At 43.4% G+C, this 16,168-nt stretch carries 18 protein-coding genes; 7 read left to right on the forward strand and 11 right to left on the reverse strand.

What is annotated here, in order from left to right; all coding sequences use genetic code 11:
• The first annotated feature begins 234 nt into the window (after nt 1-234).
• Nucleotides 235-630 (forward strand): NINE protein, encoded by a 396-nt coding sequence (locus GLO7428_RS12025; RefSeq protein ID WP_015188817.1) that lies wholly within the window; start codon nt 235-237, stop codon nt 628-630.
• A 38-nt stretch (nt 631-668) separates the two neighbouring features.
• Nucleotides 669-1,187: a ComEA family DNA-binding protein gene (locus GLO7428_RS12030; protein WP_015188818.1), complete on the forward strand. Its 519-nt coding sequence runs from the start codon at nt 669-671 to the stop codon at nt 1,185-1,187.
• Nucleotides 1,188-1,268: 81 nt separating this feature from the next.
• Here the strand turns inward: GLO7428_RS12030 and lepB are convergent, their stop codons facing one another.
• Entirely contained in the window at nt 1,269-1,838 is a 570-nt protein-coding gene (gene lepB / locus GLO7428_RS12035; RefSeq protein WP_015188819.1) for a signal peptidase I, read from the reverse strand.
• Nucleotides 1,839-1,981: 143 nt separating this feature from the next.
• Between lepB and GLO7428_RS12040 the strand changes: the two genes are divergently transcribed.
• Nucleotides 1,982-2,476, forward strand: a complete 495-nt coding sequence (locus GLO7428_RS12040; RefSeq protein WP_015188820.1) for a molybdenum cofactor biosynthesis protein MoaE — start codon at nt 1,982-1,984, stop codon at nt 2,474-2,476.
• Between the two features lie 125 nt (nt 2,477-2,601).
• Nucleotides 2,602-2,925, forward strand: coding sequence for a hypothetical protein (locus GLO7428_RS12045; RefSeq protein WP_015188821.1), 324 nt, complete (start codon nt 2,602-2,604; stop codon nt 2,923-2,925).
• A 42-nt stretch (nt 2,926-2,967) separates the two neighbouring features.
• On the opposite strand, the gene GLO7428_RS12050 is transcribed toward GLO7428_RS12045, so the two are convergent.
• The 4 genes from GLO7428_RS12050 to GLO7428_RS12065 form a co-directional block, all read right to left on the reverse strand.
• Nucleotides 2,968-3,261 carry a DUF2103 domain-containing protein gene (locus GLO7428_RS12050; protein WP_015188822.1) on the reverse strand — a complete coding sequence of 98 codons (294 nt, stop codon included), beginning with the start codon at nt 3,259-3,261 and terminating at the stop codon, nt 2,968-2,970.
• 4 nt (nt 3,262-3,265) lie between these two features.
• On the reverse strand, nt 3,266-3,559 hold the full coding sequence (gene clpS, locus GLO7428_RS12055; RefSeq protein ID WP_196797589.1) for an ATP-dependent Clp protease adapter ClpS: 294 nt from the start codon (nt 3,557-3,559) through the stop codon (nt 3,266-3,268).
• A gap of 311 nt (nt 3,560-3,870) precedes the next feature.
• Nucleotides 3,871-5,886 (reverse strand): FAD-dependent oxidoreductase, encoded by a 2,016-nt coding sequence (locus GLO7428_RS12060; protein WP_015188824.1) that lies wholly within the window; start codon nt 5,884-5,886, stop codon nt 3,871-3,873.
• Nucleotides 5,887-6,164: 278 nt separating this feature from the next.
• Complete coding sequence (locus tag GLO7428_RS12065; protein WP_015188825.1) at nt 6,165-7,238, reverse strand: LacI family DNA-binding transcriptional regulator; 1,074 nt, start codon at nt 7,236-7,238, stop codon at nt 6,165-6,167.
• 144 nt (nt 7,239-7,382) lie between these two features.
• Between GLO7428_RS12065 and GLO7428_RS12070 the strand changes: the two genes are divergently transcribed.
• Complete coding sequence (locus GLO7428_RS12070) at nt 7,383-7,688, forward strand: hypothetical protein (protein ID WP_015188826.1); 306 nt, start codon at nt 7,383-7,385, stop codon at nt 7,686-7,688.
• Between the two features lie 51 nt (nt 7,689-7,739).
• Here the strand turns inward: GLO7428_RS12070 and hemW are convergent, their stop codons facing one another.
• Nucleotides 7,740-8,969 carry a radical SAM family heme chaperone HemW gene (hemW, locus tag GLO7428_RS12075; RefSeq protein WP_015188827.1) on the reverse strand — a complete coding sequence of 410 codons (1,230 nt, stop codon included), beginning with the start codon at nt 8,967-8,969 and terminating at the stop codon, nt 7,740-7,742.
• Nucleotides 8,970-9,519: 550 nt separating this feature from the next.
• Here hemW and GLO7428_RS12080 point away from each other — a divergent pair.
• Nucleotides 9,520-10,599, forward strand: a complete 1,080-nt coding sequence (locus tag GLO7428_RS12080) for a PIN/TRAM domain-containing protein (protein ID WP_015188829.1) — start codon at nt 9,520-9,522, stop codon at nt 10,597-10,599.
• Between the two features lie 27 nt (nt 10,600-10,626).
• Entirely contained in the window at nt 10,627-10,836 is a 210-nt protein-coding gene (locus GLO7428_RS12085) for a hypothetical protein (protein WP_015188830.1), read from the forward strand.
• Nucleotides 10,837-11,048: 212 nt separating this feature from the next.
• Here GLO7428_RS12085 and GLO7428_RS12090 read toward each other — a convergent pair whose 3' ends face one another.
• From GLO7428_RS12090 to ftsH4, 5 genes are all read right to left on the reverse strand, one after another.
• The gene (locus GLO7428_RS12090) at nt 11,049-11,432 is read right to left on the reverse strand and encodes a VOC family protein (protein ID WP_015188831.1); all 384 of its coding nucleotides are present in this window, start codon (nt 11,430-11,432) and stop codon (nt 11,049-11,051) included.
• 251 nt (nt 11,433-11,683) lie between these two features.
• Nucleotides 11,684-12,169, reverse strand: a complete 486-nt coding sequence (locus GLO7428_RS12095; protein WP_015188832.1) for an allophycocyanin subunit alpha apoprotein — start codon at nt 12,167-12,169, stop codon at nt 11,684-11,686.
• Nucleotides 12,170-12,428: 259 nt separating this feature from the next.
• A complete protein-coding gene (locus GLO7428_RS12100; protein ID WP_015188833.1) occupies nt 12,429-12,713 on the reverse strand; it encodes a pentapeptide repeat-containing protein in 285 nt (94 codons plus the stop codon).
• Nucleotides 12,714-13,126: 413 nt separating this feature from the next.
• Nucleotides 13,127-14,083, reverse strand: a complete 957-nt coding sequence (locus GLO7428_RS12105; RefSeq protein ID WP_015188834.1) for an orange carotenoid protein N-terminal domain-containing protein — start codon at nt 14,081-14,083, stop codon at nt 13,127-13,129.
• A 139-nt stretch (nt 14,084-14,222) separates the two neighbouring features.
• On the reverse strand, nt 14,223-16,097 hold the full coding sequence (gene ftsH4 / locus GLO7428_RS12110; protein ID WP_015188835.1) for an ATP-dependent zinc metalloprotease FtsH: 1,875 nt from the start codon (nt 16,095-16,097) through the stop codon (nt 14,223-14,225).
• Nucleotides 16,098-16,168: the final 71 nt, after the last annotated feature.

Genomic DNA, 16,168 nt, shown 5'->3' on the forward strand with positions numbered 1-16,168 from the left:
CTTAAGACTTTTTATATGTTAAAACAATCAATAATTGCAGCAATGGTCAATATGGTTAGGATATTAAAGTTTTGAGTTACGAGTTTTGCATTGTTTGTGCAGCGTGCTGGAGGCATTATTATCAGCTTTGAGTTTTGAATTAAAGAATTCTCTCACCTCAACACTTTTAACGAGTAACTCTTCTTCACCTGACCGCTGACCGCTGACCGCTGACCTCCAACCTCTGCTATATCTATGTTAGGTAAACTGAAAAGTAGAAAAATTGCCGCACTTTTGGCTTTCAGCGGAACAGTCATACCGATCGCCGGTTTACATAAGTTCTATCTAGGACAACCGCTGTGGGGCGTATTGTATTTACTTCTATCATGGACGCCAATTCCGCGCGTCGCAAGTGCAATTGAAGGCGTTTGGTATCTAGCTCAAGATGAGGAGGAATTTGACCGGAATTTTAATAACTCTGAAGGAAATATCGAAGTTTTCGCGGCGACACCAAATCAATCAGCAACTCCTCATCGTGTAAGTGCGATCGCCGATGCGTTACGTCAACTCGACGATCTACGTCAAGATGGATTGATTTCTGAGTACGAATTTGAGCAAAAACGCCGCCAATTGTTAAATAAAATTGTTTGAATAGAGATAGGCTTCACAAATAAAATCCTGACTCCACCATGCTTCAGAACTGGTTGCAGTCTCAGACAATCCGCACAAAGCTCCTCAATGACCCATACTACCGCATGGAGTCGCTAGCTGAAATTGCGATCGCCGCCGCGTTAGGTATTCGCATCGATGTCAATCAAGCGAGTGTTGATGATTGGTTAAGACTACCAGGAATCTCTATTCATCAAGCGCGATCGCTCGTAGAATTACGTCGCAGTGGCGTTCAATTTTACTGTATCGAAGATATTGCAGCCGCATTGAATATGCCGTTACAACGACTGAAGCCTTTGGAAGTTGTGCTGAAGTTTTGCTACTACGACGAAGAACGCTATCTACAACCGCTAGTCAACCCCAACACAGCTACAGTTGAAATGCTCGCACAAATTCCAGTTATCGATCGGACACTAGCAGCAGCTATAGTACAAAACCGCACATCTTTAGGACCATACCGCAATCTGGTAGACCTGCAACGGCGTTTGTCATTAGCCGGAGTCACAATTAGCAAGTTAATGCATTATCTGTGTTTTTGATAATAATCCTAGTCAACATTAGTGACGTTATAGAAGCTCATCATTTCCCAAACTAGAGCTTAACCTAACCTCTGCTATAACTTACACAAATCCACTACGCTTCAAAGGCCAAAATCGAAAACAAGCGTGTCCGATGATATTTTCGCGTGGTAAAAAGCCCCAAACGTGAGAATCGTTGCTATCGTTGCGGTTGTCTCCCATCACAAAAAACTCGTTTTCCGCCACCTGCTGGGGTCCCCATTGATACTTAGGAGGCTCAGCAATATAATCTTCAGTTAATGGCTGATTATTGAGATAGACCTTGCCATTCGCGACAGCTACGATATCGCCAGGTTTACCAATCACGCGCTTAATAAACGCTTGGTCTTTGGCATAACCCATCGTTTGTAGTTTTGGCGGTGGTTCAAAAACGATAATATCGCCCGTCATTGGCGGATGCAGCCAGTAAGAGACTTTTTCGACGACTAAGCGATCGCCCATGTGTAACGTCGGTAGCATTGAATCGGAAGGAATGTAGCGCGGTTCCGCCACAAACGTTCTGATCAAGAATGCTAAAACTAAGGCAATCAGAATTAGAATCAAGTTTTCCTTCTGGTTGTGCCATACTCGCAACCAAAAAGATTCTGGAGAGTTACTTTCTTTTGAGGTCATAAAAGTCTGCTAAAGCCTCTGATCCAAATCAACACTTTGATTATTGTGACGATAAATGAGGTTGGAAGCTAGGGGCGAGGTTAATTGTCCAGGAGTCGGCGCGATTTGTAATAATTTGTGAATAAGCTTAATCGCGATGAATAATGAATCAATTGACTTCATCTTTTACCGCCCCGATTCCTCAGCAAGCTGAAGATAGCTTTGCAATTACCTTCGCGCCTTTATCACTTGAAGAAGTTTATGCGCTTGCAGATGACGCTGCGAATGGGGCGATCGTTGTCATGAGTGGGATGGTGCGCAATCAAACCGACGGTAAGCCAGTCGTATCCTTAGAGTATCAAGCGTACGAACCGATGGCGATGCAAGTATTCCGCCAAATTGCTGCTGAAATTCGTAAAACTTGGTCTGATGTCAATCGAGTTGTGATTTATCACCGCGTTGGACGCTTACACGTTGGCGAAATTAGCGTACTTGTGGCGATTGGTTGTCCGCATCGATCGGAAGCCTTTGAAGCTTGTCGTTATGCGATTGATACCTTAAAGCACAACGCCCCAATCTGGAAGAAAGAACACTCTCTAGATGGTTCAAGTAGCTGGGTTAGCATCGGTGCGTGTGAAACACAATCAGAAAATTGTTAAAGCAAGATACTAGCCAACGCACCACTTAACACTCGTTCATAATATTGAGGTTTGTAACTATTTTTGTATACCAAGACACTAATCCTTTAGACTGATTTGCGATTGGATTATTAATATACAACTATATGCAAATACTCCACTCTGTTTGGCACGATGTCATCCTATCGCTTTCTTTCTTGGCTAGTGTTATTGGTTTAGTCTTGCTAGCTAAAACAAATCAAGCACAAGTCGAAGAGTTAGAAGAAGCTGAACTCATTTTGTTTAGAATGAGCTTTGCTTACTGGCTGGTATATTGTATTGCTTGTGTTGCACAAAAGCTGATTCTTCCAGATTGGGAAATTTTAGCGCTTAGTGTCAAATTAACCGCAGCGTTGTCTTATTTTCTAACGTTTGCTTGCATTATTTGTTTGCCATTGCATCGAGTCGCAGTCAGACAAGTCGAAGAATAGCTATTTCACAACAAAACCTGTTTAATTACACCGATAATAAACTTATTTAGTTAAAGCGATCGCGATCGCATCCTCAAGCTTATCCTGGCTCAATGTAGTCAGGATAAATACTTCTTGCACAGTTTTGCCTTGGCGAACAATGATTTTAAATCCTCCCCGAATGGGGACAGAAACGCGCAGTTGCATTCGGGGAATGTGCCCTTTAACCCGCCCAATCACTCCTGGAGTGATGGTTTGTATGCCTTCAACTTTAGTGAGGCGTTCCAAAACAGGAATTAAACCAGGAATATGCGTGGAGTGGTTTAACACTAATCTACCACTAGCGGGATTATTCATTAAATTATGCTGCCTCTAGTGGTGCCATTGTTAAATCTGCACGTCGCAGCTGCTGGTGATAAAGTTCTGCTTGTTCTAATGGACCTACCCAAACGATCGCCTGCCCTTCGTAGTGAATTTGATTGGTGAGTTCCCACGCGCGATCGCTTGTCATTCCTGGAATGTATTTCGCAAGACACTCTGCTACGTGCTGAAACGTATTAAAATCATCATTCAACACGATGATTTTGTAGTTAGGATACAACTTTGGCGTAACTTGACTCGATTTCTCAGGAGCTACTGTTGGTGAGGCTGCCATCGCGTAAACACCTGTTGCAAATCTCATAGTCATAAGCTAGCTAAACGAATTTTTCAATGGGTGCATTTTAAGTACCTAGTTTAACTAAAATTTCGACTGAACTAAATAGTTTCTAGGCAGTAGCAAAATACATTGTGGTTATAGTATAATTATTTAAAAAATGGGATATAAAACCACTTTTTTTACTTGCACAGATTTCCATTATAAAGAAAATCATAACATAATTTCCTCAAAAAGTAAAGATTGAGGAAATTATTGCTTCAATCACAGGCAGGCAAAGGCTTATCCCTGTTTTAATCCTAACCTCTAAATTACTGCCAATCTTCCCAAGCTTCATTAAAAATCGAAGTATCGGGGAAAGCGGTAGGATTGCCATTTTGCGCTAGGCGGCGCTGTAAAGCTTCAAGCTGCGGTTCGGGAAAGGGGATTCGGGCGATGAGTTGATAGGGTGCGATCGCGCGTTCTAAGGCGAAAGCGGCAGTAGTACCCGCAGCAGCACCAGCCGACCATTCAAAAGAATGTACGCGATAGGCAGCCGCCGCAATATGACTCACAGCAATACTTTTTCCCGACACGAGTAAGTTGTCGATTTGCTGGGGAATCATTGCCCGCAGGGGAATCTGAAAAGGATACGCTTGACCTGCACCGAGACGCTCGCCAGGGCGCTCGATATTACCAGGAAGTTCCGCAGGGCTTTGGAGCATACAAGGATGGAAGTCGATCGCATAGTGACCGATACCGACAGCATCAGGATAAATCGTAGAGCGCGTTCGCCGCATCACATCTCTAGGAGGAATCGTTCCTGCAATCACCGATGCAGCTTCCAAACCTGCTAATGCAGCTTTGAGACTACGATAGCTTTGTGGTGATAAAACCAAGCGATAGTAACTATCACTATAATCGCGACGCGAAATATCAATTTCTGATATTGCAAAACCTTGAGGATAAGCTAGGGTAGGTCGTCCTAAAATCCGCCGTCCTTCGCGCATATAGGGATACTTAGATAATCCATGCGCCGTTCCCATAGGCGAATCAAGTCCCGCGAGGTAGCGATTGTTTGGGTGCGGTTCCTTCACACCAGGACCAAGTTGCGAATCGGTCGTTCCCGCAACAAGCCAATGAAAAAAGCCTTTGGCGTGTTCTTCACCTTTACGCAAAGTTTCGACCCGTAAGCCACCCAGCCAACCACCAGGTTGCAACTGTCCTGTAGATTGTAGTTGGTTGCGCGTATAAACTAAGTTGTCAGCAGCAGTACCAGGGCGGTAGTCATTACCCCAAGTCCAGTTTTGCATCGAGATATCGCCTGGAGTAGGAGCCGTGAACGAGATACCACCAAAGCGCATATCTTCACCTTGGCGCGGACTCCAGATACGACGGTAGGTAAAGACTAAAGGAAAGCTTGCAAGGCGTGGTAACTCATAGCTATAGTAACTTGCATACTGTTGATAAAATGGTGGTTCTGCGTGTCTTTGCGGCTGTTCGGTTGCTTCCATCGCAAAGGTGTAAGTAAAACCTTGCGTGCAATAGGGATCGTTTGTCGCGCTAGAAGAAGACGGTTCGAGATAAGAACGCGGATCGATACCTAAGCGATAAGGAACATCTGCTAGTGCAATCAGTTCGCCCGTTTCCGTTGCATCAATTACGTACCAATTAGGAGCATTTCCTGCTTTTGCAGCAGGGACAAACCGCACAATGTTTTTCGTAAACAAGCGCGAGTTTTGATAGCTATAGGCATCGGTAATTGTTTGCGATAGCGGATAAGTATTGAGAGGTGGCGCACCATTAGCAGGTTGATGCTGAATGGCGATCGCACTTTGAATGCGCCTTTCACCACCCGTTTGCGCAATTTGCAAATCTTTAATGACTGTCGTCGGAAACCATTTAAACTGTCCTCGCCCTCTTCTTGCAGCATCGCGTAACATTTCCGAAAGGATAACGTGACCGTCACGCGGCAGAAAGCAAGAATCACTTACCCAACAGTCACCAGGATCTAACTCGCCGTATTTACGTTCAATCCGCCGACGTAACTCTAAATAACCACGCGAGTAAAACAACTGCTGTCGTTGCGTTGCGCGTTCGTCAAGGGCGGAAGTTCCTTGCGCAGAAATTTGTCCTCCTACCCAGTCGGTGATTTCGGTTAAACAAACCGTTCTTCCAGCTAGCAAGGCTTCATACGCTGTCGCCACGCCCGCAAGCCCACCTCCAGCCACTAAGAGTTCGCACTCTACGGTTTGATCCACAGTTCGAGACGGTGTCGCCAAGGCAATTAAAGGAAAAGAGGCGATAAAAGTTGAAATTAAAGTCAGACTAACAAGCGATCGCTTCATATTTCAGGTAGCTTAGCTCCATAAGTCTAAGTAGCTCCTAGACGTTACCACCCTGAAAATGTTCATCGCAAGAGGGAGGAATTAGGAATTAGGGATCAGGTCTTAAAGAGAGATTTTGTGTTGATGAAGGCGTTAATCTGCAATCTTCCACTTTTCAATGTAAATTCCCCTGATCTTTGACCTCTGGCTAGTGACTAGTGATGAGTCTTGAGTGGTTAGTGATAAATTTTGCAATCGAAAAAATTCTCCTCTGCTTCCTCTGCTTCCTCTGCACCTCTCTAAATGGCTGGTGCAATTCCTGAAGATTCGCGTACCACAAGTCTTGTTCCCAAAACTTTGGAAGCTTTCGTTACCGATTTACTCAATAATAATTCTGCTGCGAGGACTCCTTTTTCAATCAGTGGTTGTTGAACTGTTGTAAGTCTTGGGCGAATTTGCCAAGCTAAAGGAATATCATCAAAGCCGACGATTGATAAATCTTCTGGCACTTTTAAACTCATTTGCTGTGCAGTGCGCAAAGCACCAAAAGCCAAAATATCGCTCATCGCCAAAATGGCAGTTGGTCGAGGATGGCGCTGCAACAAAGTCATGGCGACTTCCCGTGCGTGATTCTCGTCATTGCGACATTCGTAGATCGGAACTTGGCTAAAGTCGATTCCCGCCTCCTCCAGCGCATCGCGGTAGCCTTGCAGCCGTAGCTTGGTTATTTGGTGCGTACAGTGTTCGAGTCGTTGAGCGTCTACTAAACCAACGTATAAATCAGAGAGTAACTCCATCGCTATAATGGCGATTTGCTGGTGATGGAGACTTAATAAGTGCGTTGCGGCTTTTCTTGCAGCTTGGCGATCGTCAATCCCAACCGAAGGGACATTTTTTAACGAAGGCTGATCGACGGCGACAACTGGTAGCTGACGGTCTAAAACGCGTACGAGTGCTTCGCTGTCATCGGGGAGATTGTAAATAATAAACCCGTCTACTGTTGCTTGCTCAATTGTCTTTTGTGCTGCATCGCTTTCAAGTGTGGGTACGATGAGCAAACTTGCTTTGACACGTTCGCAAACTCTTGAAACTCCTCTTAAAAACGCGATCGCAGCTAAGTCATTAAATGCATACGGTAGCGATTCACCAAAGACTAAGCCAATTGCACCTGTTTGCCCTGTCCGCAGCATCCGCGCCATCGGATTAGGACCTGGATAGCCCATTTCTTTGGCTGTTTCAAGGATTTTATCGCGCAGTTCCGGTGAAAGTTGATCCGGTCGATTGAAAGCATTTGATACCGTTGTCCGCGAAACTCCGACAGCTTGAGCAATATCCTGAAGTTTGATGGATTTTCTTGCTTTGTCGTGTTCCATGCATTTTTTGAGATACTATTCGTCGTTTTGCCTGTAATTGAAACACACTTTTACTTGATCGATCAAGAAAAGTTGTTACAATGGTTAACGTAAGCGATCTGAATCGATTCAGAAAGCGAAGTAAGTAATTTAGTGAGAGAGTGTATGAATTACCAACAGTGGCTCAATTACAGAGAACAAGAACTGCTAGTTCCTCGGTCAAAGCCGGCATCGAAATCCACGCAAAGTCAATTCAATTCGTTGCTCAATCGCGTGGGGCGTTATTTCTCCGAGTTGTTCGCGTTTAGCAATGAACCTCAAGTTCGAGAAATCATTGATGATGGCAAAATGCAGTGGCGAGTTTACGATCCCGAAAGCGATCGCACATTGCAACTCAACTCACCACCAGAAGTTTCCATTTGGTTAGAAGAACGCTACCACAATCGTCAGCGACACAATGTTTGGGATTAAGAAGAGTAGCACTTGTTTAACCCCCGTATTGACCCTGACCTCCGACTCTTACTATACCTCCAGTTCACTTCCTAGCTGACGAAACAACCTTGCAAGTACGGTGTTGGAAAATAAAAATCCTTCGGGATCGCTTAGGCGTATTTGTTCAGTTCCCACAAGTTCCACCCAACCTTGTTCGTAGTAGGGTTGTAAACACTGCCAAATTTTTGCCACCATCTCCACACCGAATTGTTGCGTTAGTGTAGTAAGGTCGATACCTTCCTTTAAGCGTAGCCCTAGCATGAGTGTTTCCAACAAAACCTCATTCAACGGTGTCTGCGGACAGTCAAGTACACCATCAGCAGCAATGTAATCTTTCACCCACTGATAATATTCCTGTGTCTTGCGCGGACGAGTGAATCGTTGTCCTTGAACGTAGCTAGTCGCACCCATACCAAAGCCGTAGTATGGTTGATTGTACCAATACACGCGGTTGTGACGACACTGATGGAGAGGTTGAGCATAGTTAGAGATTTCGTAGTGTTCGTACCCAGCAGATGCTAAAACTTGTTGCGCCATGCGGTACATCTGCGCCGTCGTGTCATCAGTTGGTAAGGGCTGTTCTCCAGCTTCGTAGTAGCGATTAAACGCGGTACCAGGTTCGATTTGTAAATCGTAAATTGAAATATGATTGGGGGCGATCGCCACCACTCGATCTAAACTATCTCGCCACTGTGCTAAGGTTTGATAAGGTAAGCCAGAAATCAAATCAAGGCTAAACGAAGAGACATTGACAGTCTGGATCGTCTCGATTGCGGTGTAGATATCTTCAACCGCGTGCGATCGCCCGCAAATCTTCAGTAATTCTGGTTGAAATGCTTGGACACCGAGACTAACGCGATTCACTCCCGCCTGACAATAACCTTGTAACTGTTCTAAGGTAAACGTCCCTGGGTCAATTTCAATCGAAATCTCTGCATTATTGGCGATCCCAAATTGCGATTTGAGTGCATTAATAATTTGTTGCAGTTGATTAATTGATAATAACGAAGGAGTTCCACCACCAAAGAAGATCGTTTTGAGTGGTTCACCTGCTGGGGTGGTGTGAGCAATTTCTTGACACAACACTTCTACATAACGCGAAATTGTGCCAGAGTTTTCGCCATGCAGGCGATCGCCTACAACTGATACCGGAAAGTCGCAGTAATAACACCGCCTTCTACAAAAAGGAATATGTACGTAGGCGGAGATTGGCTGAACGTAATTAATTATGTTTTTGCTTAAATCTAATTTGGCTATCACGCGCTTTTCTACAAAAATTAAAATAATGGTGAATAAGTGTAAACTCTTTTTCTAAAAATTAAATATTTCTTGTAAATTCTTCTCAGATGATGATTGATTTAATATTTATTTAACTGTCTGAGGTTGTGGAAATATCAACATCTTCAAGCAGCGGATAGGCATAAAACAAAGAGTTGAGGTAAATAATTAGAATTAAATATCAAAGTGAAATTATTGTATCTATATCAGTATGAGAAACAACTACAGTAGATAAGAATTTATAAAAGTCCTACTCCTCAAGCTGTGTTAGCTTACAGGATATTGTTGAAAGAAATCTAATGGAGGAAAATCGAAGTGCAATAAACTTAGTTTTTACTCATTATGTTACCTAAGTCACCTATTTCCGTAATGTCATATTAGGAGTAGTGATTTAATACAACAACTGTAAATCTGCGGTGAAGAACACTAAAGATATAATGAAAGTACTCAACCAAATGGGTGAGGAAACAAAAGTTCAGTTGTTGCATCCTGGAAAAACAGACTTGCAACTTAAATATCTTGGATTTGCACAATGCTTGACGCAATTATTATTATTTCATTCATTGTAGCAGGCGCAGGCATAGGTTATTACAGCATAGAACTGCTGCCTGAAAACGTGCAGCAGCAGGTGACTAACGTTGAAGCTTTGCGCTTGGTTTTTGCCGCTTTCGCTGCCTTGATTGGTGGTGCTGGGGGATTGAGTTTCCAGATTAGTTATCGTCGGATCGAGAAACAAGTCAGAGAAATGCCGATTGAGGTAATCTTGACGCGCGCGATCGGCTTAGTACTGGGGTTACTCATTGCCAATTTAATGTTGGCACCATTATTTTTACTGCCAATTCCTGCGGATTTTAGCTTTATTAAGCCGTTGATCGCAGTGTTGGGCAGTATTATGTTTGCCTTTTCGGGCGTGAGTTTAGCAGATACTCACGGTCCTGCACTACTTAGACTGATTAATTTCAACAATGTCGAGTCGGTGTTGCTAGCCGAAGGAACCCTCAAAGCAGCCGCAACGAAAGTTGTTGACACTAGCTGCATTATCGATGGACGTCTGGAAACACTGCTAGAAACTGGCTTTCTCGAAGGACAAATTTTAGTTCCACAATTTGTTTTACAAGAACTGCAACAACTCGCCGACGGTGCTAAAGATCAAAAGCGCGTTCGCGGACGGCGGGGGTTAGAAATCCTCAATCGTTTGAAGGAAACTTACGCGGATCGAATTTTGATTCATCCAGTAGACTATGATGATGTACCAACTGTTGATGCTAAATTAGTGCGATTTGCGCAAGAGATCAGCGGTACATTGGTGACGAATGATTACAACTTGTCTAAAGTTGCGAGTGTTCAGAAAGTGCCAGTCCTCAATATTAATGATTTGGTGCAAGCGGTACGTCCGACTTACTTACCTGGTGATAGCATTGATTTGAAGGTTCTCAAAGAAGGTAAAGAACCAAGTCAAGGTGTCGGTTATCTCGAAGATGGCACAATGGTTGTGGTAGAAGAAGGCAGTAGCTACGTTGGTGGGGAAGTGAGGGTGATTGTGACAAGTGCGCTGCAAACGACCGCAGGAAGAATGATTTTTGCGAAACCACAAGCTTCAGCTTTGGCTTGAGGAAATGTATCGACAGCTACAAAGAATATGACGTTGCGATCGCTTCAGGCACTACGCTACGCGCAATCGCGCATCAAACTCTGTAACCGGTGCAAACAACCTGCGCCGGTTTTATATCGAATTCAGTTTGACGAATCGGGTACGTGGATTTTTGTTTGTCCTGAGTATTGGCTACCGTTGAGTCAAAATAACCCGCATTACGCTTACGGTGGTACTTGGAAAGCGCGAAAGAAATGATGTGTAGATTTGATATGGATAATTATGCGTGGCTCAATCGTAGAAGCCCTCCGACTGAACTCGGGGGCTAATTAAGCGAAGTCTGCACGGCGGCACACTAATAGAAGATATATTGTTTCTATAGCTATAATTCTTGTGTTAGTCCACGCAGGTGGACTTTGTTGATCTAGCCGCGAACTTATTCGCCAGGCGTTTCGTCAAATCTAAGAAATCTAAGACTGATAAATTTCTAAAGGTAAGGCGTCAGGATCTTGAAAGAAAGTGAAGCGTTTACCTGTTATTTCATCAACTCGAATTGGTTCTACCTCGACACCTTTTGATTGCAGTTCGAGTACAGTTTTCTCTAAGTCTTCTACCGCAAAAGCAAGATGTCTTAAACCACAAGCCTCTGGCGTACTTGGTCTTGTAGGAGGATTAGGGAAGGAAAATAACTCAATTTGGTCTTTGCCAATTTGTAAATCTAATTTGTAAGAGTTTCTTGCAGCCCGAAAAGTTTCGTTAATTATTGAACAGCCTAAAACTTCGACATAAAATTTTTTAGAGCGTTCGTAGTCAGAACATATGATCGCAACGTGATGAATTCCTGTAGTTTGCATGGAACATTCTGTTTAAATCTTGAATGTAACAGAAAGTCATATTGAGCGTCCTCAAAAAACAGAAACAACTTTCTGGCAGCAAAATACTCACATCTATCCTCAAGTTCTAACTACTAATACCAAGGAGAAAGAACTTGACTTTATTGTAAGTCCAGCCAAGCTCGTTTCCTACTAGGAGTTATATGAGCGGGTAGAAAATATCAAAGTATTGCTAAGATTCATCTAAAGACTCGTATGACGATAAAGCAACATTATTGCATAGCCCCAATTAAGTAATCGAAGTATCCACCAGCTTCACTCGCATCTTCTGTAGACATCATTGTACTAGTAACATTTTTCATTGCGCGGACGCTCTCGACCACAGCCTCTAGGGGAGTACCTAAGGAGCGATACATTTGACGGACACCAATAACCCCAATTTCTTCAATCGGCGTAGCATCACCAGCTACAATAGCATAAGTGATCAAACGCAGATAATAATCCATATCGCGCAAGCAAGTTGCCGTCATTTCCCGACCGTAGGCGTTACCTCCAGGAGAGACAACATCAGGACGCCTTTGAAACAGTTGGTCTCCAGCTTGCTTAATAATGCGCTCTCGGTTGGCTGTCAAGGTCTGAGCAAGGTGCAGGCGACGCTCACCACTCTCAGCTAAAATCTTCATTTGTTCTAGTTCACCAGGACTAGGATAGCGAGTTTCGGCATCTGCATTTACAATCAACTTTTTGACAATACTCATTAAAGGATTCCTTTATGTAAAGAATGAAATCAAATCTAGTCAAATCACAATTCAATTGATTTACTATGTTTTCGTTCACTTGAGCTAAAAAATTAAACACAGCCATTACTAATAGATTCTAGTTTCTAGTTAGAAACTCATTACTTTATTCAGCAATATCACGTTTAACTAATAATTCAACAAAAACATAATTATTTGGTTAAGGGATTAAACAAACAAGAATTCATTGTCTAGTTAGACCGTGAATTCTTGTTACTTTTTAACCGAAGTAATTTGCAGAAGCTAGGAGATCGTTGTGTAACCTACCATCTGGCATTTTTGTTCCCCTCAAGTTAGTTCGCTTTAGATTTGCTCCTTTCAAACTAGCCCAATTGAGATTAGCATTGCTTAAATCTGAGCCACTTAAATCTGAGTTTCGTAAGTTGGTTCCGCTCAAATCTACTCCGCTGAGATTTGCCTTAATTAAGCTTATTCCTTGCCAGTCTTCTTGCCTAAAATCTCTGTTGCCGGCTGCATATCGTTTTAAAACTTCATTGGCATCCATACTGGCTGCCTCACTGATGATTAGCGCGATCGCTATTTATATATTCATCATACATCACAATCAGTAGACTTACCAAAATAATGTTTTTCTTAATCATTAACAGGCAAAAAAATGACAATAATACTATTTAATTTGTATTTTTTAGCTATATTTAATATAGATATGTATCCCCACAATTTTCTTTAACAAATGCTTTGTTTAGAAAGTTTTTAAGAGATGCAGGTAAGCACAAGTTGCAAAAATGGGGCTTACAAAAACATTTTAGAGTATTAACTAATATTTGATAAACTCGAAAAAAAAGTAGCACAGGTTATACAAAAGGCAAGATTGCTTATTTGTCTCACGCTTACCAACACTCAGAGGATAGGATGTCTAACAAACTTGCCTATTATACTTGCGTTCAGGAACTTCCTTTATTTTACAAAGCCCATGTTTAGGAGTTCTTGAGGAGAGGCTAGCACGTCAATTGCCACAAAGAAAATCTTGCCTTGAGGATTGAGCAAAAACCGCCATGCTAAATTTATGCTCACACTGTCACCAGCCCAGGGAGTCTGCACTTTACCCGTCACTTTAATCTGAGTAAATCCTTCTACAGGTTCAGAGATCCCTTGTTCAGGTATCAGCTTGAGTCCGTAGCATTCTTCATGCATATACGCCAGGATGGATTCTTGACCGACAATTGGTTCTTGGAAAGGGGGTTGTAAGGCACCGTCTTCAGTAAATAAAGCAACAGCCGCTGGGAAATTAAAGGCGTTCATATTCTCCATGTAACTCAGAACTGTTTCATTGTTGATGCCTTCAATGTTGATCTGAGTTCGGGGTGCAACTTGTTGAGGAGGAACTGCGGGTTCTTTGATTTTTTGAGTGTCAACTGATGAGGTATATCCCATGTTGACAACAATATCTTGTAATACAGTAAGTTGCTGCCCTGGTTCAAGTTGACGAATGGCTTGCAGCACATCCGATGCTTTCGTAGATAGTTGATAGCCTTCTGGGATAGGGGCAACAATTCCCTGTTTCATCCACTCGCTTAACTGATACCAGAAACCTAATTTGACATTCGTACCGAAAGACGAATAGGTACGACAGATAGGAGTATCAGTATGGTTAACTAAATCGCACATCACTTGCGTTTGCTCTTGCGCAGGCATCTGCTGGATTTGAGTTAGGGTTTTTTCGGCGAAGATCATATTGGCTGCCCCTACAGCAGCAGGAGTGATTGTCACTCCCATCTCGGTATAGACAAACCAAAGTAAAGCTAACTGATCTTCACCACTAAGTTGATTGAATGATTCAACCGTAGCCGGAATTACATTAGCAACTTGAGTATCAGGAAAAATGGAACGTGCAGACTCGATAGTAAACGTCATAATCGAAACTTCTCCAAAACGAAATTATATTGATTTGTTAGCAAGGATTAATTTTGTGGCTGTGCAAAATCGAATTGGGATAAAATCCGTTGCGCGATCGCATATTTAGAATCGTTAAACGCCCAACGCAGTGGTAGCCTTAATGTGTCAATTGCATTGAGTTGCCGTCTTGAACTTGACTAAGTAGGCTGTGCAGTTTCTCACCCTCAATAACTTCTGTCTCTAACAGTTGAGTAGCGATCGCCTCAAGTAAGTCGCGGTTCAGCTTGAGCGTATCCAAAGCTTGACGATGAGCGGTCTCTACAATGTCTTTCACCTCGCGGTCAATTGCCTGCGACGTTTCTTCACTGACCATCCGGCGGGGATTGGGCGCACCATCAGTCAGAAACATAGCTTGCTGTCCCTGTTGGTAAGCGAGCGGACCTAACACTTTACTCATACCATACGTTGTCACCATTCGCTCTGCTAGATCAGTCGCTCGTTGCAAATCGTTAGATGCACCAGTCGTGATACTGCCAAATACAATTTCTTCTGCCGATCTGCCACCAAGTAGAGTGGCGATCTGACCTCGGAGTTCAGCTTCGTCTAGAAGGAATCGATCTTCGGTTGGCAGTTGCAAAGTATAACCCAATGCTGCCATCCCTCGGGGTACGATCGAGATTTTCTCAACCCGACCACTTCCCTGCGTTAAGGCACCAACTAGTGCATGACCTACTTCGTGATAAGCAACAATCTTCTTTTCCTTGTCATTAAGAACGCGGCTTTTCTTTTCAAGTCCAGCTACCACCCGCTCAATTGCCTCAGCAAAGTCTTTTTGTGCCACGGTTGGACGTTGACTGCGGGCAGCTAATAGTGCCGCTTCATTCACGAGATTTGCGAGATCTGCGCCAGCAAAACCAGGGGTGCGAGTTGCGATCGCTCTTAAATTCACGTCCCCATTCAACTTGACTTTTTGGGCATGAATATTTAGAATCGCCTCACGAGCCGATAAATCAGGGCGATCGACTAAAACTTGACGGTCAAATCGACCAGGTCGCAAAAGTGCAGGGTCTAATACTTCTGGGCGATTGGTCGCTGCTAGGACAATCACAGTAGCATCACCAGCCGCAAACCCATCCATTTCTGCTAACAGCTGGTTGAGTGTTTGTTCTCGCTCATCGTTACCGCCATAAAACCCACCACTGCTACGAGACTTGCCGATCGCATCTAATTCATCAATAAATACGATACAGGGAGCCTGTTTCTTCGCTTGCTCAAACAGATCGCGCACCCGCGAGGAACCAACGCCGACAAAAAGTTCCACAAATTCACTACCAGAGATACTAAAGAACGGTACTCCTGCTTCTCCTGCAACCGCCTTTGCCAGCAGCGTTTTACCGGTTCCTGGTGGACCTACTAACAGCACACCCTTGGGAATCCGCGCGCCAATTTGGGTATAGCGCTCTGGAGCCTTGAGGAAATCTACAATCTCAACTAATTCGGTCTTGGCTTCTTCAACCCCAGCTACGTCAGTAAAGGTAGTCTTGTCAGATTCTCCTTCTACATAAACTTTGGCTTTACTCTTACCAATCGAGAGTACACCTTGGGGACCACCCCCACCGCGTCTGCTAAAAAACTGCCAAATTGCTACAAAAATTAGAGGCGGAATCACCCAACCCAGCAGACTAGTAAACCAGCCATTCTTAGGTGGCGGTGCGGCTGCAAACTCAACGCCTTTCTCTTCTAACAACTTGGGCAAGCTCAAATCAAAAATGGGTGTCGTTGAAAACACAGTTCCAACTTCGTCATCGACAGCTTTCAATTGAAACCGAATCTGGTTTTGACCAATTTGAGCGCGACCAACTTCTCCTTGCTGCACCTGATGAATAAACAAACTATAGGGAACAGCAGGAATTTGAGGACCAAAGAAACTAGGCAAGATAAAGTTTGCGAGCAAGAATAATACAGGCAACGCTAGTAAAAGATTACCAATCAGGCGAGAACGAGGAGAATTAGGTTGTTTTTTAATGGGCATGAGTATCACCAATATTGAGCATTTGAGCAGCTTTATTTATAAATATTAAAAATAGCTACAGAGCGGTAAAG

Origin of the sequence: Gloeocapsa sp. PCC 7428 (assembly GCF_000317555.1) — a bacterium.
Taxonomy (GTDB): Bacteria; Cyanobacteriota; Cyanobacteriia; order Cyanobacteriales; family Chroococcidiopsidaceae; genus Chroogloeocystis.